The organism is Mesorhizobium sp. BR115XR7A (assembly GCF_020165315.1).
GTDB classification, from domain to species: domain Bacteria; phylum Pseudomonadota; class Alphaproteobacteria; order Rhizobiales; family Rhizobiaceae; genus Mesorhizobium; species Mesorhizobium australicum.
This window is the reverse complement of sequence record NZ_JAIUHW010000001.1, coordinates 372,602-395,741: the sequence shown is the minus strand read 5'-3', so window position 1 is coordinate 395,741 and position 23,140 is coordinate 372,602. Positions and strand designations below refer to the sequence as shown.

Sequence of the window (23,140 nt, the reverse complement as noted above, 5' to 3'; positions counted from 1 at the left end):
AAGGTATTTTCTTCTTTGCATTCGCACGCCGCCTTCGCCAAGAATGCGCGGCCAATTTAGGAAGTTCAAAGGGAGGTTTCAGTGACCCGTTCGCCCGGTTTCAACACGCTCGCCGTCCATGCCGGCGCCAAGCCCGATCCTGCCACCGGCGCGCGCGCCACGCCGATCTACCAGACGACCTCCTTTGTTTTCGATGACGCCGACCACGCCGCTTCGCTGTTCGGGCTAAAAGCTTTCGGCAACATCTACACCCGCATCATGAACCCGACCCAGGCAGTGCTCGAAGAACGCGTCGCGGCCCTCGAGGGCGGCACGGCCGCCCTTGCGGTCGCTTCCGGCCATGCCGCGCAGGTCATCGTGTTCCACAATCTGATGCAGCCCGGTGACAATTTCGTCGCCGCCAACAAGCTTTACGGTGGTTCGATCAACCAGTTCGGCCATGCCTTCAAGAATTATGGCTGGGAGGTGCGCTGGGCCGAAACCAACGACATCTCGACCTTCGAGAGCCAGATCGACGACAGGACCAAGGCGATCTTCATCGAGAGCCTGGCCAATCCGGGCGGCACCTTCGTCGATATCGAGAAGATCGGCGACATCGCCCGCAAGCACGGCCTGCCGCTGATCGTCGACAACACGCTGGCCTCGCCCTATCTGATCCGGCCGATCGAGCATGGCGCCGACATCGTCGTCCACTCGCTGACCAAGTTCATGGGCGGCCACGGCAATTCGATTGGCGGCGTCATTGTCGACGGCGGCACCTTCGACTGGTCGAAGTCGGGCAAATACCCGATGCTGTCGGAACCGCGCCCCGAATATGGCGGCCTCGTGCTGCACGAGACCTTCGGCAATTTCGCTTTTGCCATCGCCGCGCGCGTGCTCGGCCTGCGCGATCTCGGCCCGGCGATCTCGCCGTTCAATGCCTTCCTTATCCTGACCGGCCTCGAGACCTTGCCGCTGCGCATGCAGCGTCATTGCGACAATGCGATCACCGTCGCCGGCTGGCTGTCCAACCACCCCAAGGTCGCCTGGGTGAATTATCCCGGCCTGCCCAGCGACAAGAACAGCGCGCTGCAGAAGAAATATTCGCCGCTGGGCTCCGGCGCCGTGTTCACCTTCGGCCTCAAGGGCGGCTACGAGGCGGGCATCAAATTCGTCGAGGCACTCGAACTGTTCTCGCACCTGGCCAATGTCGGCGACACCAAGTCGCTGGTCATCCACCCGGCATCGACCACGCACCGCCAGCTTTCCGACGAACAGAAAGTCAAGGCTGGTGCCGGGCCCGACACGGTGCGGCTGTCCATCGGCATCGAGGATGTCACCGACATCGTCGCCGACCTCGAACAGGCACTCGCCAAGGTGTGACCTGATATGACCGCGTTTCTTTCCGTCGACACCAAAGGCGTCGAACCCGAATCCGGCGCGCCGGCGCCGGATCGCCTGATCTCGGGCGATCCGAAATTCCGCACCTGGAATGTCGAGGATCGCGACAGCGGCCTCTATGCCGGCATCTGGGAATCGACCCCGGGCAAGTGGCGCATCGTCTATGAAGAATGGGAGTTCTGCCACATTCTCTCAGGTGTTTCGGTAATCGCCGAAGAGGGCGGCCAAGCGCGCACCGTCAAAGCCGGTGACAGCTTCGTGCTGCGGCCGGGCTTCAAGGGAAGCTGGGAAGTGCTTGAAACGACTCGCAAGGAGTATGTGATCAAGGTTTGAAGCTTGATCACATATCGAGAATCCGATCGGATTTCCGGGCAACTCGCTAGCTAAAAATCGACGGCAAGTCGTTCCAGCCCATGGAAATGGTAAGTGTCGCGGAAGCGTGGCTGTTCGGCGAGATGCAGTTGCGGGTGCCGCTCGAACAAGGTCCTCAGCGAAACCTGCAGTTCGAGGCGGGCCAGCGGCGCACCGATGCAGAAATGGATGCCGGCGCCGAATGATACATTCTTCTGGTCGGTGCGCTCCGGCCGGAAGGTCCGCGGTTCGGCGAAGGCGTGCGGATCATGATTGGCCATGCCAAGCAGAAGTCCGATCGTCTGGCCCGGCCCCACGACGATGCCGGGCGCGATTTGGATTTCCTCATAGGCATAGCGCATGAACATGTGCAGCGGCGCGTCGAAACGCAGGCATTCCTCGACCGTCGCCGCCGTCGCCTCTGGCGAGGTAAAGAAGCGGCGCGGGTCGCCGCCTTGTGCCAGGATGGAGTGGATGGCATTGCCGGTCTGGTGCACGGTTGCTTCGTGGCCGGCGTTGAGCAGCAGGATGGCCGAGGAGACCAGCTCGTCCTCTGACAGTTTCTGGCCGTCCTCCTGGGCTGAGATCAGCAGTGACAGCAGGTCATCGCCCGGCTTCTTGCGCCGCTCGGCGACGTAGCCGCGCAGGAAATCGGAAAATTCGCCCGCGGCACGGTTGGCCGTCTCCTCGGTCTCACGGGTGCGGCCGTGGATATACATGGCGACCATTTGATGCGACCAGTCGAGCAGTCGCGGCCCCATCTCCACCGGCACGCCAAGCATTTCGGCGATGATGGTGATTGGCAGCGGGGAGGCGAAGGCCGGCAGGAGGTCGACGGCCTTGCCAGGTTCGAAACGATCGATCAATTCGTTGGCGAGCGCCTCGACGCGCGGCCGTAACCGTTCGACCTGACGGGAGACGAAAGCCCGGTTGACCAGTGTTCTCAGCCGCGTATGGACCGGTGGCTCCAGCTCGAGCATCGAATTGGCTTCGATGCCGTCGAATGCCTTGAGATGGGTCCTGTCTTGTCCGACACCGCGGCTGTCGGGGATGCCGGCCGGGTTCTGGCGGCCGAAACGGCGGTCGCGCAACAGCCGGTTGACATCGCCGAAGCCGCCAAAGCACCAGAAGCCGAACTCTTCCCAGAAAAACGCATTCGAGGCTTCGTGCAGGAGGCCGTACGCCTCGTAAGGATTCAGGAAGAAAGCCGGTTCGCGCGGGTCGAGTCTGAGCCGGCGAGTGGCTGGATCAAAGGCCAGATAGGAGAGCGTCGATTTGGTCATGCCAGACCCATAGCGCGGCTTGCCAGCCCGGTTCCAGACCGTATGTTGCGTCCGGCAGCCCGATGCATTGAGCCAGCCAGCAGGGTTGCGGAAGGTCTGAACGGATGAATGTGATCGTTGTCGGCGCGGGTATCGCCGGTCTGTCCACGGCGTGGTCGCTGGTCAAGGCGGGCCACGCCGTGTCGGTTGTCGAGCAGGGGCCGATCCCCAATCCGCTGGCGGCATCGGGCGACCATCACCGCATCATCCGCCGCGCCTACCGCGCTGGAACCGGCTATGGGCTGCTGATCACTGAAGCCTACGAGGCCTGGGACGAGCTGTGGGCCGATCTCGGCGAGAACCACCTCGACGCGCGGGGCTTCGTCTGCGTTTCGCGCGAGCCCGGCGACGAGGCCGAGGAATACCGCGAGGGCCTGGAAGAGGGAAAATTCCCTTTCGAATTGCTGGGACCGGAGGCAGCCGTCGAGCGCTGGCCGTTCCTTGAGGCCGGCTCGTTCCGCTACGCCTATTTTTCGCCCGAGGGCGGCGCGCTGCATTGCCGCAAAATAGCGGCCGGGCTGGCCAAATGGCTGCGTGCCAATGGAGCCAACGTCTACGAGCACAGCAAGGTGACGGAGATCGATGGTGAGGCCGGCCATATCGTGCTCGAATCCGGCGAGACGATGCAGGCCGACCGCATCGTCGTTGCCGCTGGCGCCTGGGTGCTGAAACTATTCCCCGAACTCGGCGGCGAATTGAAGACCTTTCGCACCGCGCTCGCCTATGTCGAGCCGCCGGCCGATCTCAAGGCCGCTTGGGAGGCGGCGCCCGTCATTCTCGATGTCGGCGGCACGACCGACGGCTATATGATCCCGCTTACGCGGGGCGCCGGCATGAAATTCGGCTCGGGCCTGCACAAGGTGCCGACCAGCGACGCCGACTGGAACCGCGAGCCGGTGCCCGGCGAGGGCGAGGCGATCCGCAACCTGTTTTCGCCGCCGATCGCCCGCATCGAGGAGTACAAGGTGACCGAAGTGGTCACCTGCGCCTACACGTTCACCGATGACGAGAAATTCCTGGCGCATGAGACCGGCAAGTGCCTGGTCGTCTCGGCGTGCTCGGGTCACGGCTACAAGTTCGGCGCGGCGGTCGGGCGTCGTGTGGCCAAAGCCATTGGCGATGGCGATGTCGTCGGTCTTAAGGCCTGGCTGCGGGCCGAGGTGGCCTAAGCCTAGTCCTGGCAGTGCCTTGGAATATGCACCCGCCGCCAGCCGGATGAGCCTTCGCGCACCAGCAAGCGGCGCGGGACGGTCTGGTACGCGGCGGGAATATCGATGACGCGCCTTTGCTCGGGCCGCACCAGCACCTCCTCGGCGATACTGTCATATTGCGCCGGAATGACGACGCGCCGCGTGCGCTCGGGCTGGATCACCACCGTCTCGGCGACGCGTTCAAAGCGTGCCCTGCGCCAAACCTTGCACAGCACGCGGCGGCCGTGGATGACGCGCCATTCCCAGGAATAGCCGCCGCCATCGACTCTGACGGTGTGGTAGACGGTCCTGGTGGCCGCAGGCACCACTTCATACCGAATCTGGGCCGGCACAGTCACCACCACTCGCTCGCGCGTGCCATAGATCGGCGGATCATAGTCGACGATCTGCTGGCCGGGAGGGCTGACCATGACGTCTTCGTAGACCGTGTCGTAAACGGCCGGTGTGTGGACGGGCTCGTAGCATTCGACGGCGCGACCACCAGCCGCCGTTTGCGAAATCGAGCCGAGCATCGTTAGCCCTGCAATGGTGAAGCATGCGGTTTTCCCGGACATGGCACTCCCCGTCTGAACTGTAGGCACAAGTTCAACGTTGGATTGTAGGGGAAGCCGTTGCGGAGAAAAGCGGTTTTGGCGCATTTCGTTAAGTGACGAGGTTAAGAAACTGCTACCCTGGCGGAGCCGGTCGGTATTTGGGGTCGGCGTGGCATCAGCTGCTGCTAATTCTTGCCCGAAAGCTTGATTCGACTTACCCAGATGGCTAGGACGGGTCGGCCTTGCACAAGGATGAGCCGGCATCCTATTTACATCTTAACGATCCAGAACCGATTCTGCCCGAGCTGCCAGCCTGTCCGGCGCCGGAATCCCACCGCGAGACAAGAGATAACTGATGAAGAATCCCGTCGAAACCTACATGAACCTCGTTCCGATGGTGGTCGAACAGACCAATCGCGGCGAGCGGGCCTACGACATTTTCTCGCGCCTCCTCAAGGAGCGCATCATTTTCATCACCGGTCCGGTCGAGGACGGCATGGCGACGCTGGTCTGCGCGCAGCTCCTGTTCCTCGAAGCGGAGAACCCGAAGAAGGAAATCAACCTCTACATCAATTCGCCGGGCGGCGTCGTCACCTCGGGCATGGCGATCTACGACACCATGCAGTTCATCAAGCCGGCCGTGTCGACGCTGTGCATCGGCCAGGCGGCCTCGATGGGCTCGCTGCTGCTGACCGCCGGCCACAAGGACATGCGTTTCGCCACGCCCAACGCCCGCATCATGGTTCACCAGCCGTCCGGCGGCTTCCAGGGGCAGGCGTCCGATATCGAGCGTCACGCCCAGGACATCATCAAGCTGAAGCGTCGCCTCAACGAGGTCTATGTCAAGCACACCGGCAAGAGCTATGAGGACATCGAGAAGACGCTCGACCGCGACCATTTCATGACCGCCGACGAGGCCAAGGATTTCGGCCTGATCGACAAGGTCATTTCGTCGCGCGAGGCGGCCGAGGGGGCGTTGGCATAAAGGCTAGTTGGCAGTTGGATGGCACCATCACGCGCTTTTGGCGTGTCTTGCGTCATTTCGGCCACAATTGGCTGTTCCCTCGGAGGTCGGGATTGCCTACGTTAAGGCTATGTTGATTTTCGACGGCTTAGCTTTGCGTGGGGAAGCTGCGAATCATTGCCACGTTTTCTGATTTGTGTTTCGTACGGAATACGTTGCGGGAGCCGGAAGACTGGCGGCGGCGGATTCCCGCGATAAATAGAGTATGCGCCCTTTCAGCCAGACCATCGGCGGGCGGCCATGAAAGGACATGAAAATGAGCAAGGTCGGCAACAACAGCGGTGATTCCAAGAACACGCTTTATTGCTCGTTTTGCGGCAAGAGCCAGCACGAGGTGCGCAAGCTGATCGCCGGTCCGACGGTGTTCATCTGCGACGAGTGCGTCGAGCTGTGCATGGATATCATCCGCGAGGAGAACAAGACCTCGATGGTGAAGTCGCGCGAGGGCGTGCCGACCCCGCAGGAGATCCTCAAGGTTCTCGACGACTATGTCATCGGCCAGCCCTACGCCAAGCGCGTGCTGTCGGTGGCCGTCCACAACCACTACAAGCGCCTCGCGCATGCCGGCAAGAACAACGATGTCGAGCTGGCCAAGTCCAATATCCTGCTGATCGGCCCGACCGGCTGCGGCAAGACGCTGCTGGCACAGACGCTGGCCCGCATCATCGACGTACCCTTCACCATGGCCGACGCCACGACGCTGACCGAGGCCGGTTACGTCGGCGAGGACGTCGAGAACATCATCCTGAAGCTGTTGCAGTCGGCCGACTACAATGTCGAGCGCGCCCAGCGCGGCATCGTCTACATCGACGAGATCGACAAGATTTCACGCAAGTCCGACAATCCCTCGATCACCCGCGACGTGTCGGGCGAGGGCGTTCAGCAGGCGCTGCTCAAGATCATGGAAGGCACGGTCGCCTCCGTGCCGCCGCAGGGCGGCCGCAAGCACCCGCAGCAGGAGTTCCTGCAGGTCGACACCGCCAACATCCTGTTCATCTGCGGCGGCGCCTTCGCCGGGCTGGACAAGATCATTTCGGATCGCGGCAGGAAAACCTCGATCGGCTTCGGAGCTGTCGTCGCCTCGCCGGAGGATCGCCGCACGGGTGATGTTTTCCGCCTGGTCGAGCCCGAGGATCTGTTGAAGTTCGGCCTCATTCCGGAGTTTGTCGGCCGTCTGCCGGTCCTGGCGACGCTGGAGGATCTCGACGAGCCGGCACTGATCCAGATCCTGACCGAGCCGAAGAATGCGCTGGTCAAGCAGTACCAGCGCCTGTTCGAGATGGAAAATGTCGATCTGACCTTCCACGAGAACGCGCTTTCGGCGATCGCCAAGCGCGCCATTGAGCGCAAGACCGGCGCGCGCGGCCTGCGTTCGATCATGGAAGCGATCCTGCTCGACACGATGTTCGAACTGCCCGCGCTCGAAGGCGTGCGCGAGGTTGTGATTTCGGAAGAGGTGGTGACCGGCAGTGCCCGGCCGCTCTACATCTATTCCGAACAGAAGGAAAAGAAGGGCAATGTCAGCGCCTGATATGGCACTTGGCCCTATATTTTTATGGAACGGCGCCCCTGCGGCGCCGTTTTGCTGTGAGGAACCGGCACAGCGTCGCGATGGAGTGGATTGGGGACGATGTTAACTCTTGATCTTTGCCCTGCCTGCCTCCACCTAACACGAGAAGGCCGAGGTGCCCGATTTCTGTGCTGTAAAACTCCCGTCATAAACGGTGGTAGGCGGAACGATCCCCGGTCGTTAATATGAGATTCGCGGTTGGCCTGATGGTGGCCGCGACATGAAAGGTTGGACAATGGCCAAAATATCCAAGGCTCCCAGCGACGGCGTCTTCGCGGTCCTCCCACTGCGCGACATCGTGGTGTTCCCGCATATGATCGTTCCGCTCTTCGTCGGGCGCGAAAAGTCGATCAAGGCGCTGGAAGAGGTGATGGGTCAGGAAAAGCAGATCCTGCTTGCCACCCAGATGAATGCCGCCGATGACGATCCCGAGCCCGATGCGATCTTCGACATCGGCACGCTCGCCAATGTGCTGCAATTGCTGAAGCTGCCCGACGGCACCGTCAAGGTTCTGGTCGAAGGCGCCTCGCGTGCGAAAATCGTCTCCTTCACCGACCGTCCCGACTTCCACGAGGCCAAGGCCACGGCGCTGGTCGAACCGGAAGAGGAGGAGGTCGAGGTCGAGGCTCTGGCCCGCTCGGTCGTCACTGACTTCGAGAACTACGTCAAGCTGAACAAGAAGATCTCGCCCGAAGTGGTGGGTGCCGCTAGCCAGATAGACGACTATTCCAAGCTCGCCGACACGGTTGCCTCGCATCTTGCCATCAAGATCCCTGAAAAGCAGGAAATGCTGGCCACGCTTTCCGTCAAGGAGCGGCTGGAAAAGGCGATGGGCTTCATGGAAGCCGAAATCTCCGTCCTGCAGGTGGAGAAGCGCATCCGCTCGCGCGTCAAGCGCCAGATGGAGAAGACGCAGCGCGAATACTACCTCAACGAGCAGATGAAGGCGATCCAGAAGGAGCTCGGCGAGGGCGAGGACGGCCGCGACGAGGCCGCCGAGATCGAGGCTCGCATCAAGAAGACCAAGCTCTCCAAGGAGGCTCGCGAAAAGGCGGATGCCGAATTGAAGAAGCTCAGGACGATGTCGCCGATGTCGGCCGAATCGACTGTCGTGCGCAACTATCTCGATTGGCTGCTGTCGATCCCGTGGGGCAAGAACTCCAAGGTCAAGCAGGACCTGGCCTATGCGCAGAACGTGCTCGACACCGATCACTTCGGCCTCGACAAGGTCAAGGACCGCATCGTCGAGTATCTTGCCGTGCAGAGCCGCCAGAAGAAGCTGAAGGGGCCGATCCTGTGCCTCGTCGGCCCTCCCGGCGTCGGCAAGACCTCGCTCGGCAAGTCGATCGCCAAGGCGACCGGTCGCGAATTCATCCGCATGGCGCTTGGCGGCGTGCGTGACGAGGCCGAGATCCGTGGCCACCGGCGCACCTATATCGGCTCGATGCCCGGCAAGGTCATCCAGTCGATGAAGAAGGCCAAGAAGTCCAACCCGCTTTTCCTGCTCGACGAGATCGACAAGATGGGCCAGGACTTCCGTGGCGATCCGTCGTCCGCGCTGCTCGAGGTGCTCGACCCCGAACAGAACTCGACGTTCATGGACCACTACCTCGAGGTCGAATACGACCTGTCGAGCGTGATGTTCGTGACGACGGCGAACACGCTGAACATCCCTGCGCCCCTGATGGACCGCATGGAGATCATCCGTATCGCCGGCTACACCGAGGACGAGAAGATCGAAATCGCCAAGCGGCACCTGATGCCGAAGGTGATCCGCGATCACGCGCTGCAGCCAAAGGAGTTCTCCGTCGGCGAGGACGCGATCCGCACCATCATCCAGACCTACACCCGTGAAGCGGGCGTCAGAAGCCTGGAGCGCGAGCTGATGAAGCTCGGGCGCAAGGCGGTGACCGAGATCCTGAAGACGAAGAAGAAGACGGTGAGCATCACAGCGGCGAACCTCGCCGACTATCTCGGTGTTCAGCGCTACCGCTTCGGCCAGGTCGAGGCTGACGATCAGGTCGGTGTCGTCACCGGTCTTGCCTGGACGGAAGTCGGCGGCGAGCTGCTGACGGTCGAAGGCGTCATGATGCCCGGCAAGGGCCGCATGACGGTGACCGGCAATCTGCGCGACGTCATGAAGGAATCGATCTCGGCGGCGGCCTCCTATGTCCGCTCGCGCGCCATCGATTTCGGCATCGAGCCGCCGCTGTTCGACAAGCGCGACATCCACGTGCACTTGCCGGAAGGCGCCACGCCGAAGGACGGTCCGTCCGCCGGTGCCGCCATGGCCACGGCCATCGTGTCGGTGCTGACGGGTATTCCGGTGCGGGCGGATGTGGCGATGACTGGCGAGATAACGCTTCGCGGCCGCATCTTGCCGATCGGCGGCCTCAAGGAGAAGCTGCTCGCCGCACTGCGCGGCGGCATCAAGAAGGTGCTGATCCCGGAAGACAACGCCAAGGATCTGGCGGAGATCCCGGACAACGTGAAGAACGGCATGGAAATCATTCCGGTCTCACGCGTCGGTGAGGTGTTGCGCCACGCACTGGTCCGGATGCCGGAGCCGATCGAATGGGTCGAACCGGTCAATCCGCCGGCTTCCACGGACACGAGCGATGACGCTGGAAAGTCGCTTGCGCATTAGTTTTTTCTAAGGTTGCAGCGCACAAACAGAAAGCCGGGCCTCGCGCCCGGCTTTTTCATGTGAAAAACCCCGGAATTCCGGGCTTTTTCCGCTTTTTTCCTGCCTTTTCGACTTGGTTGCGGGAACGCTTCTTTCTAAAGTCCGTTTCCTGCCGGATGAGTCGTGAGTTCCGGTGTTCTCATGGAAGGGAATTTTTATGAACAAGAACGAACTGGTGTCCGCTGTCGCCGACGCCGCGAGCATTTCGAAGGGTGACGCGCAGTCTGCGGTCGATGCAGTGTTTTCTGTCATCTCCGGCGAACTGAAGAAGGGCGGCGATGTCCGGCTTGTCGGCTTTGGCAATTTCACCGTGTCAAAGCGCGCCGCATCCACCGGCCGCAACCCGCAGACCGGCGCCGAAGTGAAGATCCCGGCGCGCACCGTGCCGAAGTTCTCGGCCGGCAAAGGTCTCAAGGACGCCGTCAACTAAGCGTGTTTTTATTTTTGAAAAAACCAGAAAAGCCGGGCTTGCCCGGCTTTTCTTTTTCGGCGTATTGGGCCGGACGGTAGCTCCTCAAGCTGTCGGGGCGTCGGCGCGCATGAGGCCTTCGTTCTTGAGGTCGGCCCAGAGCGCTGCAGGGAGTTTGGCGTCCAGGAGCGAGCGGTTGCTCTCGACCTCTTCAGGCCGCTGACCGCCGGGGATGACCGAAACCACCGACGGGTGCAACAGCGGGAACTGCAGGGCGGCTTCGATCAACCTGACCCCATGGCGCTTGCAGACGGCCTCGATGCGCGCCACGCGATCGAGCACATCCTGCGGCGCCTCGGAATAATTGTAGTAAGCGCCGGGCTTCGGTCCGGTGGCCAGGATGCCGGAATTGTACGGGCCTCCGAGAACGATGCCGATGCCGCGTTTCTGGCATAGCGGCAGGAACGATGTCAGCGCCTCCTGTTCCAGCAGCGTATAGCGCCCGGCAAGCAGGAACAGGTCGAAATCGCCGCGCTCGGCCAGGGTCTGGGCCACCTGCCATTCGTTGATGCCGCCGCCGAACGCCTTGATGACGCGCTGGTCGCGCAAGGCGAGCAGGCCATAATAGCCCGAGCGCATGAACTCCTCGATGCGCCGGTCGGACGCCTCTTTGCTGCCGTGGGTGAAGATATCGACATCGTGTACGAACAGGATGTCGATGCGGTCGACGCCAAGCCGCTCCAGCGAGGCCTCGAACGAGCGCATGACGCCGTCATAGCTGTAATCGTAGACCTCCTTGCGCGACGGCGTTTCGAAGAACTTGCCGATGCCGGTGCGCTCTTCTGGCGGGCAGGCGCGCATGATGCGGCCGACTTTGCTCGACAGTACATAGTCGTCGCGCTTCCTGGAGCGCAGGAACGGGTTGAGACGTGTCTCCGACAGGCCGAGCCCATAGAGGGGCGCGGTGTCATAATAGCGGCAGCCGGTCGCCCAGGCGGCCTCCAGCGTCGCATTGGCATCCTCGTCGGAGACGGCGCGGTAAAGATTGCCGAGCGGCGCTGTACCGAAACCCAGCTCCGTGAAGGTGATGCCGCCATTGCCGATGCGGTCGAAATGCCGTGTCTTCATATCTTGAAATTTTCCCGGATTGATTTGTCTGACATGACACTATCACGCTCGTGGCTTGGCAAAAGCGCCGCTGAGCGTTGGACACGCATTTTCCCGGTTGCTAGCATGAACGAAATCAAGCTGTTCCGGGGAAAAGCGTGATCAGGAATTGCCAATCCAATTCGATTGCCGGCGCGCAGGCGCGGCCGTGAGCAACTCCAGCTCGGAGATGTTCAAGACCGCGCTCGACGAGCTTGGCGCGGTGCTGGCGCGCGTCGATGTCGATCGGATCGACGCCGCCTGTGGGATGCTGGTCGGTGCCAGACAGATCGTCGTCTTTGGCTGCGGCCGCGAGGCCTTGCAGGTGAAGGGCTTCGCCATGCGGCTCTATCATCTGGGCCTGCCGGTTTCGGTCGTCGGCGACATGACCACCCCGCCTGTAGGGCAGGGCAATGTCCTGCTTGTCAGTTCCGGACCCGGCGAAACCTCGACCGTACTCACCCTGATGCGCATCGCGCGCGAGGCAGGCGCCACCGTACTGCTCCTGACCGCCCAGGCAGGCGGCAGCGCCGCAGGGCTGGCCGATTTGACGCTGCTGATCCCGGCGCAGACCATGGCCGACGACCAGGGGCCGCAAAAGACGTCGGTGCTGCCGATGGGCTCGGTGTTCGAGGGCGCGTTGTTCGTGCTGTTCGAGATCATGGTGCTGAAACTCAGGGAGATGACCGCGGCGTCGCCGGAAGCCATGCGCGCCCGCCACACCAACATGGAATAGATCATGCGCTATGAACTGATGCTGCCGCACCAGATCCGAAAGGCAATCGCCCAGAATTGGCCGGTCGCGCTGCCGCTCGGCGTGCTGGAATACCATGGCGAGCACATGGCCGTCGGCATGGATACGCTGGCAGTCATCAAGACGCTGGAGCTGTTCGAAAAAGAGAGCGATGTCGTCATCCTGCCGCCCTTCTACTATGGCGCGGCGAGTTACGCGGTGGCACCGCCGGAAGGCAGCGGCTCCGTCCAGGTCGGCGGCAATCAACTGGCGCCATTCGGCGAGGCGCTGTTCTACAGCCTGCTGCGCATTGGGTTTCGCAACATCCACGCCATCATTCATCACCAGACCGAGAATTTCGCCGCCGGCATGCCGACGGATCTCGCCTTCAAGACCGCAGGCAGACAGGCGATCTTCCGCTTCCTCGAGAAGCAGCGTGGCGAGGGCTGGTGGGGTTCAGAGACGATGGCCGACTATTATGCCGGACATGCCGAGGGCGAAAACTTCTTCAACTGGGTGCAGGTGCACCCGCTGATGCCGACCGCCATGAACGGCAAATATCCGTTCGACCATGCCGGCATCGGCGAGACATCGCTGATGCTGGCGCTATGCCCGGAAGCGGTGGACGCCGCGCATTTCGCGGACAACAAAAGCTGGTATACGGCAACTGCGGCGGAAGCCTCGGCAGCACTTGGACAGAAGGGCGTCGCCATGATCATGGATCATCTGCGCGCGATCCTGAAGGCTTAGATTAGCGCGACCTTTCTCCGACCGAGGGGAGGTGAAGACGCCCGGTCACTTCACCGCGCCAGCGGTCATGCCCATGATCAGGTAGCGCTCCAGGGCGATGCCGATGACGGCAAGCGGCGCGATCGCGGCCGTGGCAAGCGCCGCCATCGACCACCAGTTGATGCCTTGCGAGCCCGTCTGGCTGGCGACCATGACGGGAATAGTCTTGGCGTCCGTCGAGGTCAAAAGGGCGGCGAAGAAGTACTCGTTCCAGCACAGCACCATCGCCAGGATGAAGGCGGCCACCATGCCCGGCAGCGCGATCGGCATGACGATACGGAAAAAGGCGCCCCAGATCGACAGGCCGTCGACGAGGGCTGCTTCCTCGAGTTCGACGGGGATGGAATTGAACTGGTCGCGCATGATCCAGATGACGATCGGCAGCACCATCAGCGTGTAGAGCAGGATCAGTCCGACGCGGGTATCGAGCAATCCGACTTCACGGTAGAGCACCAGGAAGGGCAGGGCCAGCACCACCGGCGGCAGGATGAGCTGCGACAGGAAGAAGAAGGAGATGTCCTCGTTCTTGAACCAGGCGAAATGGTAGCGGTAGCGGGTCAGGCCATAGGCGGCGAGGCTGCCGATGATGATCGCCAGGCTCGACGCGCCAACCGAGGTGATGACGGAATTCATGAAGCGCTTGAGGAATTCGTCGCGCACCGTCGATGTCTGCAAGATCGAGTCCGGCGACAGGCCGAGCGATCGCCAGCCTTTCCAATCCGGCTGGAAGTCGACGAACGGGATCAGGTGGCCCTGGGTGACATCCACCGCCGTCTTGAAGGATGTGGTGATGGTCCAATAGATCGGAAACAGGCAGATGAAGCCCCAGCAGGCGAGCGCACCATAGATGAAGACGCGGCTGGCGAGGAAGCTCGCCGGCGAGCGGATTTCGGATGCGACGTAGTCGGTGGTCTGAACGCTCATCTCTACCTAATTCACATTGCGCACGAAACGGCTGGCGAACTTCAACAGCCAGGTCACGAACACCACGATGATGACGAGATAGGCCATCGCCAGCATGGTGCCATAGCCAACATTCGAGCGGTCGCGGTACTCGCGGTAGATGAAGCTCGAGACCGAATCGGTGGCGCCGCCTGGACCGCCCGAGGTGACCGTGATGATGATGTCGGCAAGCTTCAGCTTGAAGATGATGCGCAGGATCACCGCCGTCACCGACACCGGCAGCATCAGCGGGAAAGTGACCTGCCAGAAGGTTTGCCAGGCCGTGGCGCCGTCGACCCGTGCCGCCTCCAGCACCTCACGCGACATCGCCTGCAGCCCCGCCAGCAGCATGATCATCATGAACGGAATGAAGGTCCAGGCGTCCAGCAGCATGATCGAGATGCGGGCGGTGATCGGGTTCGAGAAGAAGGCCGGGTCTTCCCAGCCGAGATGGCGCGCCAGCGTGGCAGCGGGTCCAAAGCGGTATTCCATCAGCGACTTGCCGATCATCCACGACACCGCGACCGGCGACAGCATGAGCGGCATCAGGAACACCACCCGGAAGAACTTTCGAGCCCGGATCTGCGCGTTGAGGAGCAGTGCCAGGCCAAAGGCGATGACATATTCGACCAGCACCGCCAGCACATAGAGTACCATGTTGAACAGGGCGTTGCGGTAGTAGGGGTCGGCGAGCATCTGCCAGAAATTGTCGAGCCCGTTGAACCTGCGGCCGCTGAAGGAGGAGAGGTTCCAATCGGTCAGCGCGATGTAGAAGCCGAACAGGGTCGGGAAGATCACCATCGCAATGGTGAACAAAAGGGCCGGCAGCAGGAACAGCGCGCGCTGGCCGTCCTCGCCGCGTGTCAGAACCTGGCCGATGCCGATCGCCACACCCCACAGCACATAGGCGTAGACCACGGGCCGCCATGTCTCGAAGCCGATCGTATCGACCTCGGTCTTGTAGAGGATCTGCACCACGATCGTTGCCAACAGGCCGAGCGTGGCAATCGCCATCAGCGCCCAGCCCAGACGCCTGCGGCCCGGCGGGATCAGATCATAGGGGGCGGCGTCTGCCGGCCACTGGGTCGCGGTCGAAGTCTGGTCAGTCACAAATCTCGCCCGTTTGGAAGGGAAGGCTGTGGCCCGGCGTTGCCGCCGGACCACGGTTCACAGGGCAGCCTACATGCCGAGCGAGGCCTTGTAGAGCTTGATCTGCTTGTCGCGGCCAATCTGGTCGGTCAGCTTCTCCCAGGCGGCTGCGATGGCATCGGCGCCTTCCTGCGCCTTCATCTTGCCGGCGAAGGTGTTGGCCAGGATATCCTCGGCGGCGCTGTAATACTGGAAGATGCCGGGGATGCGCGGCTCGATCGCCGCGTTGGGATGGTTGTAGCTGTCGCCTTCCGACTTCAGGTATGAGGTGATGAACGCCTCGTCGTAGCCGGCCGCCACCCACTCCGGAATGTCGAAGTGCGAATTGCGGTAGGGCTGGAAGCCCGACGGATACATCGCCGTCCAGATCGACAGGTCCTTGCCGCCGAGATGGGCGGCGGCCGACCATGCCGCCTTCTTCTTCTTTTCGTCGCTATCGACGCGGGCCATGACATAGACGCCCCAGCCGAGATAGGCGCAGTTGGGCGAATAGTTCGGGCCGCTGGCGAGCTTCTCCCACTTGCCGGTCTTGGAGTTGTAGACATCGTCGGAGCCCGGCAGGATCGAGAAGCCGGTGACATCGCCGATGACCGAGCTGTCATTGGTCTTGACGTTCGAGCCGACGTCGCCCCACCAGGGGATCATCGAGCCGGTGCCGGCCAGGAACTGCTGGAAGGCGGTGGTGTTCGGGTCGGCATTGATCTGGTCGGCCGGCTCCGACGGCAGGGCGTCGATGACGTCCTGGATGGCGCGTACCCAGGCCGGATTGTTGATGCGTGGCTTCATCGTGTCGGCGTCGAACAGCCAGGCCTTGTCGTCGGGATGCTTGGCGTAGGCGGTGGCACGGCTGCCCAGGAAATAGAAGCCGAACCCACCCCAGGGCTTGGGCGCGTCGAGGTAGCCGTAGACATCCTGGCCCTTGAACTTCTTGCCTTTCAGGAACTTGGTCACGGCCTGAACCTCTTGCCAGGTCTTAGGCACGCCCCATTCGCTCGTCGCCCCGCCATCCTTCCACTGCTTGGCGAGGTCGGCATCGGCAAACACGTCGGTGCGGTAGTTGAAATTGTGCGCGTCGCCGTCGATGGTGACCCGGTACTGCTTGCCATCCCACGTGCCGACGGGCGGCTTGAGGTAGTTGACGAGATCGTCGAAGTCGATCTGCTTCTTGACCCAGTCGGGCATCTCCGAAGTCAGGCCTTTGCCGCAGACGTCGCCCTCGAACGGCGCGCCCATCTCGATGATGTCGAAGTCGACGGTGCCGGTGGCGATCGACTGCTGCAGGCGGGCGTTGTAGTCGGCCTGCGCCAGGTCGATCCAGCTGATCTTGGCGCCCGTATAGGTCTCCCATGGCTTCAGGAAACCACGGAACAGCACATTGTGCAGGTTCTGGTTGTTGAGGCCCATGAAGGTGAGCTCGACGCCGGCGAACTCGCCTTCCTTGACATTGGCCTTGGTCGCCTCCAGGCAAAGCTCGCCGACCTTCTGGAAGTCGGCGTCTGTCGGCTGGCCTTTGCCAACCCCGGGGATCTGCAGGATTTTCGAGCGCAGTTCGCTTGCGGCGGAAGCCGGGCGCGTCAGCGCGCCAAGTCCGGCGCCGGATGCGGCGGCGATCGCGGCCATCGAGGCCGCGCCCTTCAATATGTCGCGCCTTGTGGCGCCGGCACGTACCAGTTTGTCGTAAAGACCTACTCGCATGGACTATTTCCTCCCAGAACGTTAGTCGTGAATCGAAAGTGCCAATCGTGCCGGGCGCTGGCCTTTTTAGAAGCGAAATCAGGACCCCGACCTGCGTCGCTTCGCGTTCCGTTTTTTCGGGTAGAGTACCGGCGTTCGGATTGGCGCTCGTCACTATTCTCACAACCAAACGCCGTGTCAACGAGGACGGGTTTTTATCTATAAGAGACCGACTTGCCCTGACCGGTCGCGTTGGTTAGCTTCTGCGCCTACGGCCAGTGGAGCCGATGGGGGAACGATGGCTCAAGTCGCGATCAGCAATGTGGCCAAGGCGTTTGGAACCGTCAAGGTTCTGCACGAAGTCAGCGTCGACATTGCCGATGGCCAGTTCGTCGTGCTTGTCGGCCCGTCCGGTTGCGGAAAGTCCACGCTGCTCAGGATGGTGGCGGGGCTGGAGACCGTCTCCGGCGGCACGATCGCCATCGGTGACCGTGTCGTCAATCACCTGCCGCCCGCAAAACGCGACATCGCCATGGTGTTCCAGAACTATGCGCTCTACCCGCACAAGACGGTCGAGCAGAACATGGCCTTCGCCCTCAAGCTGCGCAAGACCGATCCGGCCGTGGTTGCCGAGCGGGTCAAGCGCGCCGCCGACATCCTTGACCTCAGCCCCTATCTGAAGCGCTACCCGCGCCAGCTTTCCGGCGGCCAGCGTCAGCGCGTCGCCATGGGGCGCGCCATCGTGCGCAATCCGCAGGTATTCCTGTTCGACGAGCCGCTTTCGAATCTCGACGCCAAGCTGCGCGTCCAGATGCGCACCGAGATCAAGGAACTGCACCAGCGGCTGAAGACCACCACCATCTATGTCACCCACGATCAGATCGAAGCCATGACGATGGCCGACAAGATCGTCGTCATGCGCGATGGCCGCATCGAACAGGTCGGCGCGCCGCTGGAGCTTTTCGACCGGCCGGCGAACCTTTTCGTTGCCGGCTTCATCGGCTCGCCGTCGATGAACCTGCTCAAGGGTACCGGGCGCAAGGGCGGCGTCGAGATTGCCGGAACGCTATTCCCGGTCGCTCCGAACAACACCGTCGAGGAAGGGCGCTCCGTCGTCTATGGTGTGCGCCCCGAACATCTCGAAATCCATCCCGAAGGCGTGCCGGCGAAGATTTCCGTGGTCGAGCCGACCGGCTCGGAAACCCTGGTGTTCCTCCGCTTCGGCGACGGCGAGATGGTGGCGCTGTTTCGCGAGCGCCATGACTTCAAGCCCGGCGATACGCTGAAGCTCCGGCCAAGGCTCGACCATATCCATCTGTTCGACGCCGAGACCGGCAAGCGTCTCTGATCTCAAACGCACTCCACGAGGACCATCATGCTCAAAGGGATCGATCCGTTGCTCAATGCCGACGTGCTCCAGGCATTGCGGGCGATGGGGCATGGCGACGACCTGATCATCGCCGACACCAACTTCCCGTCCGATTCGGTGGCGCGCCAGACGGCGCTCGGTCGGGTGCTCCGCATCGATGCGCCGGCGGCGCAAGTGGTCAAGGCGGTGCTGTCGCTCTACCCGCTGGACACCTTCGTCGATGATTCCGCCGCCCGAATGGAGATCGTCGGAAAGCCGGACGAGATCCCAGCCGTGCAGAAGGAAGTGCAGAAAGAGATCGACGCCGCGGAGGGCAAGTCCTGGCCGATGGTGCCGGTCGAGCGTTACGCCTTCTACGAGCGCGCCAAGCAGGCCTATTGCGTCATCCAGACCGGCGAACGCCGCTTCTACGGCTGCTTTGCCTTCCGCAAGGGCGTCGTGCCGCCGGATGCGGAGTAGCGGCATGGCCTCGGGCAAGCCGGTCGTCATCCTCGGTGTGTTTGTCGCCGACACGGCCTACAGGGCCCAGCGCCAGCCGCGCATGGGCGAAACGATCCTTGGCAATTCCTTCAAGCTGGGGCCAGGCGGCAAGGGGTCGAACCAGGCCGTGGCCGCTGGCAAGCTGGGGGCCGACGTCGCGTTCCTGACCCGCCTCGGTGTCGATGCCTTCGCCGACATGGCCAAGCGGACCTGGAAGGATGCCGGCGTGAAGAGCGCCGCCATCGACACGCCGGACAGCTACACCGGTGCCGCCTACATCTTCGTCGAGGAGGGGAGCGGCAACAACGCCATCATCGTCAGCCCCGGCGCTGCCATGCTGATCACGCCCGAGGACATCGAAGCCAATGCCGACCTTATCAGGGGTGCCGGTGTTTTCGTGACGCAGCTCGAACAGCCGATCGATGCCGCGCTGCGGGCATTGGAGATCGCACGCGGGGCCGGGGTGACGACCATCCTCAACCCGGCACCGGCGGCAAAGCTACCCGACCGCATCTACGCGCTCTGCGACTATCTTACACCGAACGAGACAGAGACGGAGGAGTTGACCGGGCTGAAAGTTTCTTCGGTCGAGGAGGCTCGTGCCGCCGCCGGCAAGCTGCTCGAAAAGGGCGTCGGCACGGTCATCGTCACGCTGGGCGAAAAGGGCGCGCTCCTGCACACGAAGGATCGCTCCGAGCATGTTTCCGCCATCAGTGCCGGCCCTGTCGTCGAAACCACCGGCGCGGGGGACGCCTTCAACGGCGGCTTGGCCGCAGCACTTTCGCGCGGCGTGGAGCCGCTGGAGGCGGTGCGCTTCGCCTGCGCCGTGGCCGGCATTTCGGTGACCCGTCCAGGCACGGCACCGTCTATGCCGACATCGCAGGAGGTCGAGGCGTTGCTGGCCAAGCGCTGAGGCTGCTCAGGGTTCGCGGGGTCCCGGAGCCCAGACCGTTCTGGCCTCCGGGTCAGTGGGCGTTGAGAAGCTACTGCATGACGTAGCAGCGCTTTCCCTGGTCGGGAGCGGGATCGCCGAATGCATCGTTGTCGCATTGGACGCCATTGCGGAACACGTCCTGCGTGAACCGGCCGCGGGCGCCATACCTGACCACCTTGCGGCCATAGAAATCGCAGAATTCGCCTTCCTCGGCGCAGACCGCCCACTTCTCGCGGCGTGGCTGATCGTAGTCGTCGTTCGACTCGTCACGGTCGCGCTTCACGATGAAGCAGAACTTTTCCTTGCCCGGCGCGGGATCGCCGAAAACGCGGTTCGAACAGGGTACCGCGTTGCGCTCGATGTAACGCGAGGTCGTGCGGCCCCTGGCGCCGTAGACGACCTCGGCGGGATAGGGCAGGCGGCAGATCTCACCCTCGCGAGCGCATCGCTGCAGCCGGTCGGCCGACGCGGCGGCGGGAAAAAGGACGGATGCGGCCGTCGTCGCGCCACCCAGGCAAATCAGCGTGAATATCGTGCGCGTGGAAATGTTCGGTGCAATTGACATTACGTCCTCCATGCCATTCCGGCAGCATACTGCAATCTGGCTGCCTGCGGCATGAATCGAGCGTTTTGTGGGCGATTGCGCAAGCAGATTCGCAATGACCAAGTCGTCCGCTGTCCGCAGGGCCTCTTCGTCCGTTGCTTGGCGACCCACACGAATCGCGTCGTGGATTCCAAGGCATCGCTCATGCAAGAGTGATTTTGGAGCCGAGAAGAACCGGGCCGAAGAAGGTCTTCGGACGCTGTTCCTGGAGAGATCTTTGACAATTTTGTCGGCATTTCCCCGGAGCCAAGGATCATCATCCTTGAGGGGAAATGGCGCGAGTGACGGGGCTCGAACCCGCGACCTCCGGCGTGACAGGCCGGAAGATTGATGTTTTTCTTTAGCAAAAGTTTCAACTATCGCCGCGCCGTAACGCGCAGCAAAAACCCCGATAGTTGAAACCATAAAAGACGCCGGATCCAACCGGCGCCGCAACCCCATACGTTAACGGGAACACAAACCTTTGCAGATCCTGAGAATTACCCGCGAGCCGCCTGGCGGTTCGGGGAACACACTCGCGCGCTTTGATATCGCGTTGAACGACGACATTCGCCTATTCGGCTTGCGCATCACTGAGCGCTCCGCTGGCGGATATTCGGTTTACGGACCGAACGCTCACGGCACGCGCATCGTGACGTTTTCATACGAACTGGTTGATCAAATGGCCCGCGCTGCACTCGCTGCGCTTGAGGAGCAGAAGCCGAATGACAAAAGCGCAGCCTGAAGACACCCGTCGCGAACGCGCGTCCGAATATCAGCTAAAGTTCGGCGGCCACCTTGTCGAGCAGATGGACGGTGACTGGCTGGTCATCGGTTCGATTACGGCACTCGGCACGCCGCAGACGATCCGCTTCCACGTGGGCGGCTTGAATAGAGTTAAAATCGCAGCCGGCACCAAGTCCAAGCCTGTGGAAGCCAACGACAACCTGCCGATCGTCAATCCCGCCGAATGGCACGGCAAGCCAGTGCCTACACGCGAATGGTTTCTTGAAGGCCTAGTGCCGCGGCGCCAGGTCACCATCCTGAATGGCGATGGTGGCGTCGGAAAGTCGTTGCTCGCACTGCAGATTGCTGCCGCAAGCGCCTTAGGGTGCGAGACCCTTGGCCTTCGGCCATTGGCGGGCCGCGTGGTGTACTTGGGGGCCGAAGACGAGGCGGAAGAGTTCCACCGTCGACTTGCCGACATCACCTATCAGCATAGCCGTGAGCTTTCGGATCTTGACGACTTTCGGTTGATTCCCATGGCCGACCGCGACGCATTGCTAGCCGTTCCCGACAAGGCCGGCGTGATGCAGCCAACTGCCAACATGGCCGCGCTAATCAAACAGATGACCGACTTTCGGCCAGGATTGTTGGTGCTCGACACCTCCGCAGACTTGTTCGGTGGGGACGAAATCAAACGCAACCAGGTCCGCCAGTTCATTTCGATGCTGCGTAAGCAGGCCATCGAGTTTGACCTGGCTGTCATCTTGCTCAGTCACCCGTCAGTTGCCGGCATACAAAGCGGAACGGGCTCATCTGGCAGCACCGCATGGAACAACAGCGTGCGCAGCCGCCTCTACCTAACCAAGATGGAAGGCAAGGAAGACGTCGATCCTGACGGCCGTGTGCTGACCAACAAGAAATCTAACTACGGAAAGACCGGAGCCGAAATCCGACTGCGATGGGAGGACGGCGTGTTCGTATTGGATAACGGCAGGCCGTCGCCGACCGTTGGCGTGGCAAACATGCTGGCCGAGAAGGCGTTTAAGGACATCCTGTCCCTTTTCAATCGGACTGGGCAGCACGTGTCAGACGTTACAGGCACAAACTATGCGCCTGCCAAGATGGCCAAGCATCCAGACGCGAATGGTTTGACCAAGCGCAGTCTAGCCGATGCAATGCAGCGATTGCTCGATTCCGGCCAGGTAAGGATCATAATGGAAGGCCCGCCGTCTCGACAGCGGAAACGGCTCATTCTTGCGTCTGAAGACTACGGGCCGGAAAGAGGTGTGGCTTAGATTCCACCGTACGCTACCACCGCACTACCACCGCACTTCCACCGCCTACCACCGGGGTTAGCCACCACCCCCTTATACCCCCCCGTGCGGTGGTAGCACCGCTTGCCGGTGGAAACCGGCAGGCGCGACCACCCACCAAAAACCAACCAGAGGAGATATTACACAGAATGGAACTACCAGTGATTTCACTAGCCACCCAATTCGACGCCGTAAATCCCGACACAGGCAAGACCGTGAAGGTTGTCGGCATCGACATGACTAGCGCCTTCGGCCCTAAGTTAATCGTACTCGTCACGAGCGTGGACGGCACGCATGCCGAGCTATTGGATTACGTCGAGAACAAACGGGCCTGAGCAGCGCATGACAGCACTAGCACCCACCGACAGCGACAAACCATTCCGCGGCCGACGAATGAGTTGGGGCGAATTCGAACGGATCCTTGCCGACAATGACAACAGCCAGCCTGGACAACCTTTATCAGACGAGACGTTGGCGCACCCTACGGCGCAACCACATAACGGCGAACCCCTTGTGCGAGCAGTGCCTGCACGATGAGATCGTCCAGCCCGCCGTTGCCGTTTGCCTGGCCAGCGGCCACCACGACGGCAATGTCGACGCGTTCTGGGCAGGTCCGTTCGTGTCCCTCTGCAGTGGCTGCCGCTTCGAGCGACGCGAGGCGATGGTGCACCGCACAACGGCCGATGGTGCAGTGCGGTAGGGGGGGGCGGATCAAGGGCTTGCCGGAGCGCCGACTAAGGACCGCCGCGCCCCCACAGTAACCATCGGCCTTGCCCCCGTTCAAAATATATTCGGCCATCGTCTTGCCCAGCAAGG

23 protein-coding genes are annotated in these 23,140 nt (G+C 62.0%); 15 read left to right on the top strand and 8 right to left on the bottom strand.

The features are described from left to right. Window positions 1–81: 81 nt before the first annotated feature. Both LB557_RS02175 and LB557_RS02170 read left to right on the top strand, forming a co-directional pair. Window positions 82–1,362, top strand: coding sequence for an O-acetylhomoserine aminocarboxypropyltransferase (locus LB557_RS02175; RefSeq protein ID WP_224713001.1), 1,281 nt, complete (start codon window positions 82–84; stop codon window positions 1,360–1,362). Between the two features lie 6 nt (window positions 1,363–1,368). Further along, on the top strand, window positions 1,369–1,713 hold the full coding sequence (locus LB557_RS02170; protein WP_224644230.1) for a cupin domain-containing protein: 345 nt from the start codon (window positions 1,369–1,371) through the stop codon (window positions 1,711–1,713). Between the two features lie 50 nt (window positions 1,714–1,763). Here the strand turns inward: LB557_RS02170 and LB557_RS02165 are convergent, their stop codons facing one another. Then, complete coding sequence (locus LB557_RS02165) at window positions 1,764–3,014, bottom strand: cytochrome P450 (protein WP_224644231.1); 1,251 nt, start codon at window positions 3,012–3,014, stop codon at window positions 1,764–1,766. Window positions 3,015–3,118: 104 nt separating this feature from the next. On the opposite strand from LB557_RS02165, the gene LB557_RS02160 reads away from it, so the two are divergent. Then, a complete protein-coding gene (locus LB557_RS02160) occupies window positions 3,119–4,222 on the top strand; it encodes an NAD(P)/FAD-dependent oxidoreductase (RefSeq protein WP_224644233.1) in 1,104 nt (367 codons plus the stop codon). Window positions 4,223–4,224: 2 nt separating this feature from the next. Here LB557_RS02160 and LB557_RS02155 read toward each other — a convergent pair whose 3' ends face one another. Continuing rightward, window positions 4,225–4,818, bottom strand: coding sequence for a hypothetical protein (locus tag LB557_RS02155; RefSeq protein ID WP_224644234.1), 594 nt, complete (start codon window positions 4,816–4,818; stop codon window positions 4,225–4,227). Window positions 4,819–5,152: 334 nt separating this feature from the next. Here LB557_RS02155 and clpP point away from each other — a divergent pair, with 334 nt between their 5' ends. The 4 genes from clpP (at window position 5,153) to LB557_RS02135 (ending at window position 10,507) form a co-directional block, all read left to right on the top strand. Continuing rightward, window positions 5,153–5,782 carry an ATP-dependent Clp endopeptidase proteolytic subunit ClpP gene (gene clpP, locus LB557_RS02150; RefSeq protein ID WP_015318198.1) on the top strand — a complete coding sequence of 210 codons (630 nt, stop codon included), beginning with the start codon at window positions 5,153–5,155 and terminating at the stop codon, window positions 5,780–5,782. Between the two features lie 295 nt (window positions 5,783–6,077). Further along, the gene (clpX, locus tag LB557_RS02145; protein ID WP_013532190.1) at window positions 6,078–7,352 is read left to right on the top strand and encodes an ATP-dependent Clp protease ATP-binding subunit ClpX; all 1,275 of its coding nucleotides are present in this window, start codon (window positions 6,078–6,080) and stop codon (window positions 7,350–7,352) included. Between the two features lie 274 nt (window positions 7,353–7,626). After that, complete coding sequence (lon, locus tag LB557_RS02140) at window positions 7,627–10,038, top strand: endopeptidase La (RefSeq protein WP_224644236.1); 2,412 nt, start codon at window positions 7,627–7,629, stop codon at window positions 10,036–10,038. Window positions 10,039–10,234: 196 nt separating this feature from the next. Next, entirely contained in the window at window positions 10,235–10,507 is a 273-nt protein-coding gene (locus LB557_RS02135; protein ID WP_015318196.1) for an HU family DNA-binding protein, read from the top strand. An 84-nt stretch (window positions 10,508–10,591) separates the two neighbouring features. Here the strand turns inward: LB557_RS02135 and LB557_RS02130 are convergent, their stop codons facing one another. Then, the gene (locus LB557_RS02130) at window positions 10,592–11,614 is read right to left on the bottom strand and encodes an aldo/keto reductase (protein WP_224643750.1); all 1,023 of its coding nucleotides are present in this window, start codon (window positions 11,612–11,614) and stop codon (window positions 10,592–10,594) included. A 208-nt stretch (window positions 11,615–11,822) separates the two neighbouring features. Here LB557_RS02130 and LB557_RS02125 point away from each other — a divergent pair, with 208 nt between their 5' ends. Further along, window positions 11,823–12,368, top strand: a complete 546-nt coding sequence (locus LB557_RS02125; protein ID WP_263496666.1) for an SIS domain-containing protein — start codon at window positions 11,823–11,825, stop codon at window positions 12,366–12,368. A 3-nt stretch (window positions 12,369–12,371) separates the two neighbouring features. Continuing rightward, the gene (locus LB557_RS02120) at window positions 12,372–13,115 is read left to right on the top strand and encodes a creatininase family protein (protein ID WP_140617022.1); all 744 of its coding nucleotides are present in this window, start codon (window positions 12,372–12,374) and stop codon (window positions 13,113–13,115) included. Between the two features lie 45 nt (window positions 13,116–13,160). Here the strand turns inward: LB557_RS02120 and LB557_RS02115 are convergent, their stop codons facing one another. The 3 genes from LB557_RS02115 to LB557_RS02105 form a co-directional block, all read right to left on the bottom strand. Then, a complete protein-coding gene (locus LB557_RS02115; protein WP_015318192.1) occupies window positions 13,161–14,078 on the bottom strand; it encodes a carbohydrate ABC transporter permease in 918 nt (305 codons plus the stop codon). Window positions 14,079–14,084: 6 nt separating this feature from the next. Then, entirely contained in the window at window positions 14,085–15,206 is a 1,122-nt protein-coding gene (locus LB557_RS02110) for a carbohydrate ABC transporter permease (RefSeq protein WP_224643752.1), read from the bottom strand. Between the two features lie 69 nt (window positions 15,207–15,275). After that, window positions 15,276–16,940: an ABC transporter substrate-binding protein gene (locus tag LB557_RS02105; protein ID WP_015318190.1), complete on the bottom strand. Its 1,665-nt coding sequence runs from the start codon at window positions 16,938–16,940 to the stop codon at window positions 15,276–15,278. A 277-nt stretch (window positions 16,941–17,217) separates the two neighbouring features. On the opposite strand from LB557_RS02105, the gene LB557_RS02100 reads away from it, so the two are divergent. Genes LB557_RS02100 through rbsK form a run of 3 tightly spaced genes read left to right on the top strand, consistent with a single transcriptional unit; the run spans window position 17,218 to window position 19,681 of the window. Continuing rightward, complete coding sequence (locus tag LB557_RS02100; protein ID WP_140717504.1) at window positions 17,218–18,267, top strand: ABC transporter ATP-binding protein; 1,050 nt, start codon at window positions 17,218–17,220, stop codon at window positions 18,265–18,267. 27 nt (window positions 18,268–18,294) lie between these two features. Next, a complete protein-coding gene (locus LB557_RS02095) occupies window positions 18,295–18,747 on the top strand; it encodes an RbsD/FucU family protein (RefSeq protein ID WP_140617019.1) in 453 nt (150 codons plus the stop codon). A 4-nt stretch (window positions 18,748–18,751) separates the two neighbouring features. Then, on the top strand, window positions 18,752–19,681 hold the full coding sequence (rbsK, locus tag LB557_RS02090) for a ribokinase (protein WP_015318187.1): 930 nt from the start codon (window positions 18,752–18,754) through the stop codon (window positions 19,679–19,681). Between the two features lie 70 nt (window positions 19,682–19,751). On the opposite strand, the gene LB557_RS02085 is transcribed toward rbsK, so the two are convergent. Next, window positions 19,752–20,267 (bottom strand): hypothetical protein, encoded by a 516-nt coding sequence (locus tag LB557_RS02085; protein WP_015318186.1) that lies wholly within the window; start codon window positions 20,265–20,267, stop codon window positions 19,752–19,754. Window positions 20,268–20,769: 502 nt separating this feature from the next. Here LB557_RS02085 and LB557_RS02080 point away from each other — a divergent pair. The 3 genes from LB557_RS02080 (at window position 20,770) to LB557_RS02070 (ending at window position 22,659) form a co-directional block, all read left to right on the top strand. Beyond that, window positions 20,770–21,030 carry a hypothetical protein gene (locus LB557_RS02080; RefSeq protein ID WP_224643753.1) on the top strand — a complete coding sequence of 87 codons (261 nt, stop codon included), beginning with the start codon at window positions 20,770–20,772 and terminating at the stop codon, window positions 21,028–21,030. Next, window positions 21,011–22,306, top strand: coding sequence for an AAA family ATPase (locus LB557_RS02075; RefSeq protein WP_224643754.1), 1,296 nt, complete (start codon window positions 21,011–21,013; stop codon window positions 22,304–22,306). The genes LB557_RS02080 and LB557_RS02075 overlap by 20 nt, the downstream gene beginning before the upstream one ends. 167 nt (window positions 22,307–22,473) lie before the next feature. Continuing rightward, window positions 22,474–22,659 carry a hypothetical protein gene (locus LB557_RS02070; protein WP_224643755.1) on the top strand — a complete coding sequence of 62 codons (186 nt, stop codon included), beginning with the start codon at window positions 22,474–22,476 and terminating at the stop codon, window positions 22,657–22,659. 146 nt (window positions 22,660–22,805) lie between these two features. Here LB557_RS02070 and LB557_RS02065 read toward each other — a convergent pair whose 3' ends face one another. Next, entirely contained in the window at window positions 22,806–23,123 is a 318-nt protein-coding gene (locus LB557_RS02065; protein ID WP_224713000.1) for a hypothetical protein, read from the bottom strand. Window positions 23,124–23,140: the final 17 nt, after the last annotated feature.

Bases quoted from the DNA above. Each gene is read 5' to 3' on its own strand.
- LB557_RS02170 (WP_224644230.1), top strand. From the start codon at position 1,369: ATGACCGCGTTTCTTTCCGTCGACACCAAAGGCGTCGAACCCGAATCC.
- LB557_RS02165 (WP_224644231.1), bottom strand. From the start codon at position 3,014: ATGACCAAATCGACGCTCTCCTATCTGGCCTTTGATCCAGCCACTCGC.
- LB557_RS02160 (WP_224644233.1), top strand. From the start codon at position 3,119: ATGAATGTGATCGTTGTCGGCGCGGGTATCGCCGGTCTGTCCACGGCG.
- LB557_RS02155 (WP_224644234.1), bottom strand. From the start codon at position 4,818: ATGTCCGGGAAAACCGCATGCTTCACCATTGCAGGGCTAACGATGCTC.
- clpP (WP_015318198.1), top strand. From the start codon at position 5,153: ATGAAGAATCCCGTCGAAACCTACATGAACCTCGTTCCGATGGTGGTC.
- clpX (WP_013532190.1), top strand. From the start codon at position 6,078: ATGAGCAAGGTCGGCAACAACAGCGGTGATTCCAAGAACACGCTTTAT.
- lon (WP_224644236.1), top strand. From the start codon at position 7,627: ATGGCCAAAATATCCAAGGCTCCCAGCGACGGCGTCTTCGCGGTCCTC.
- LB557_RS02135 (WP_015318196.1), top strand. From the start codon at position 10,235: ATGAACAAGAACGAACTGGTGTCCGCTGTCGCCGACGCCGCGAGCATT.
- LB557_RS02130 (WP_224643750.1), bottom strand. From the start codon at position 11,614: ATGAAGACACGGCATTTCGACCGCATCGGCAATGGCGGCATCACCTTC.
- LB557_RS02125 (WP_263496666.1), top strand. From the start codon at position 11,823: ATGTTCAAGACCGCGCTCGACGAGCTTGGCGCGGTGCTGGCGCGCGTC.
- LB557_RS02120 (WP_140617022.1), top strand. From the start codon at position 12,372: ATGCGCTATGAACTGATGCTGCCGCACCAGATCCGAAAGGCAATCGCC.
- LB557_RS02115 (WP_015318192.1), bottom strand. From the start codon at position 14,078: ATGAGCGTTCAGACCACCGACTACGTCGCATCCGAAATCCGCTCGCCG.
- LB557_RS02105 (WP_015318190.1), bottom strand. From the start codon at position 16,940: ATGCGAGTAGGTCTTTACGACAAACTGGTACGTGCCGGCGCCACAAGG.
- LB557_RS02100 (WP_140717504.1), top strand. From the start codon at position 17,218: ATGGCTCAAGTCGCGATCAGCAATGTGGCCAAGGCGTTTGGAACCGTC.
- LB557_RS02095 (WP_140617019.1), top strand. From the start codon at position 18,295: ATGCTCAAAGGGATCGATCCGTTGCTCAATGCCGACGTGCTCCAGGCA.
- rbsK (WP_015318187.1), top strand. From the start codon at position 18,752: ATGGCCTCGGGCAAGCCGGTCGTCATCCTCGGTGTGTTTGTCGCCGAC.
- LB557_RS02085 (WP_015318186.1), bottom strand. From the start codon at position 20,267: ATGTCAATTGCACCGAACATTTCCACGCGCACGATATTCACGCTGATT.
- LB557_RS02075 (WP_224643754.1), top strand. From the start codon at position 21,011: ATGACAAAAGCGCAGCCTGAAGACACCCGTCGCGAACGCGCGTCCGAA.
- LB557_RS02070 (WP_224643755.1), top strand. From the start codon at position 22,474: ATGGAACTACCAGTGATTTCACTAGCCACCCAATTCGACGCCGTAAAT.
- LB557_RS02065 (WP_224713000.1), bottom strand. From the start codon at position 23,123: ATGGCCGAATATATTTTGAACGGGGGCAAGGCCGATGGTTACTGTGGG.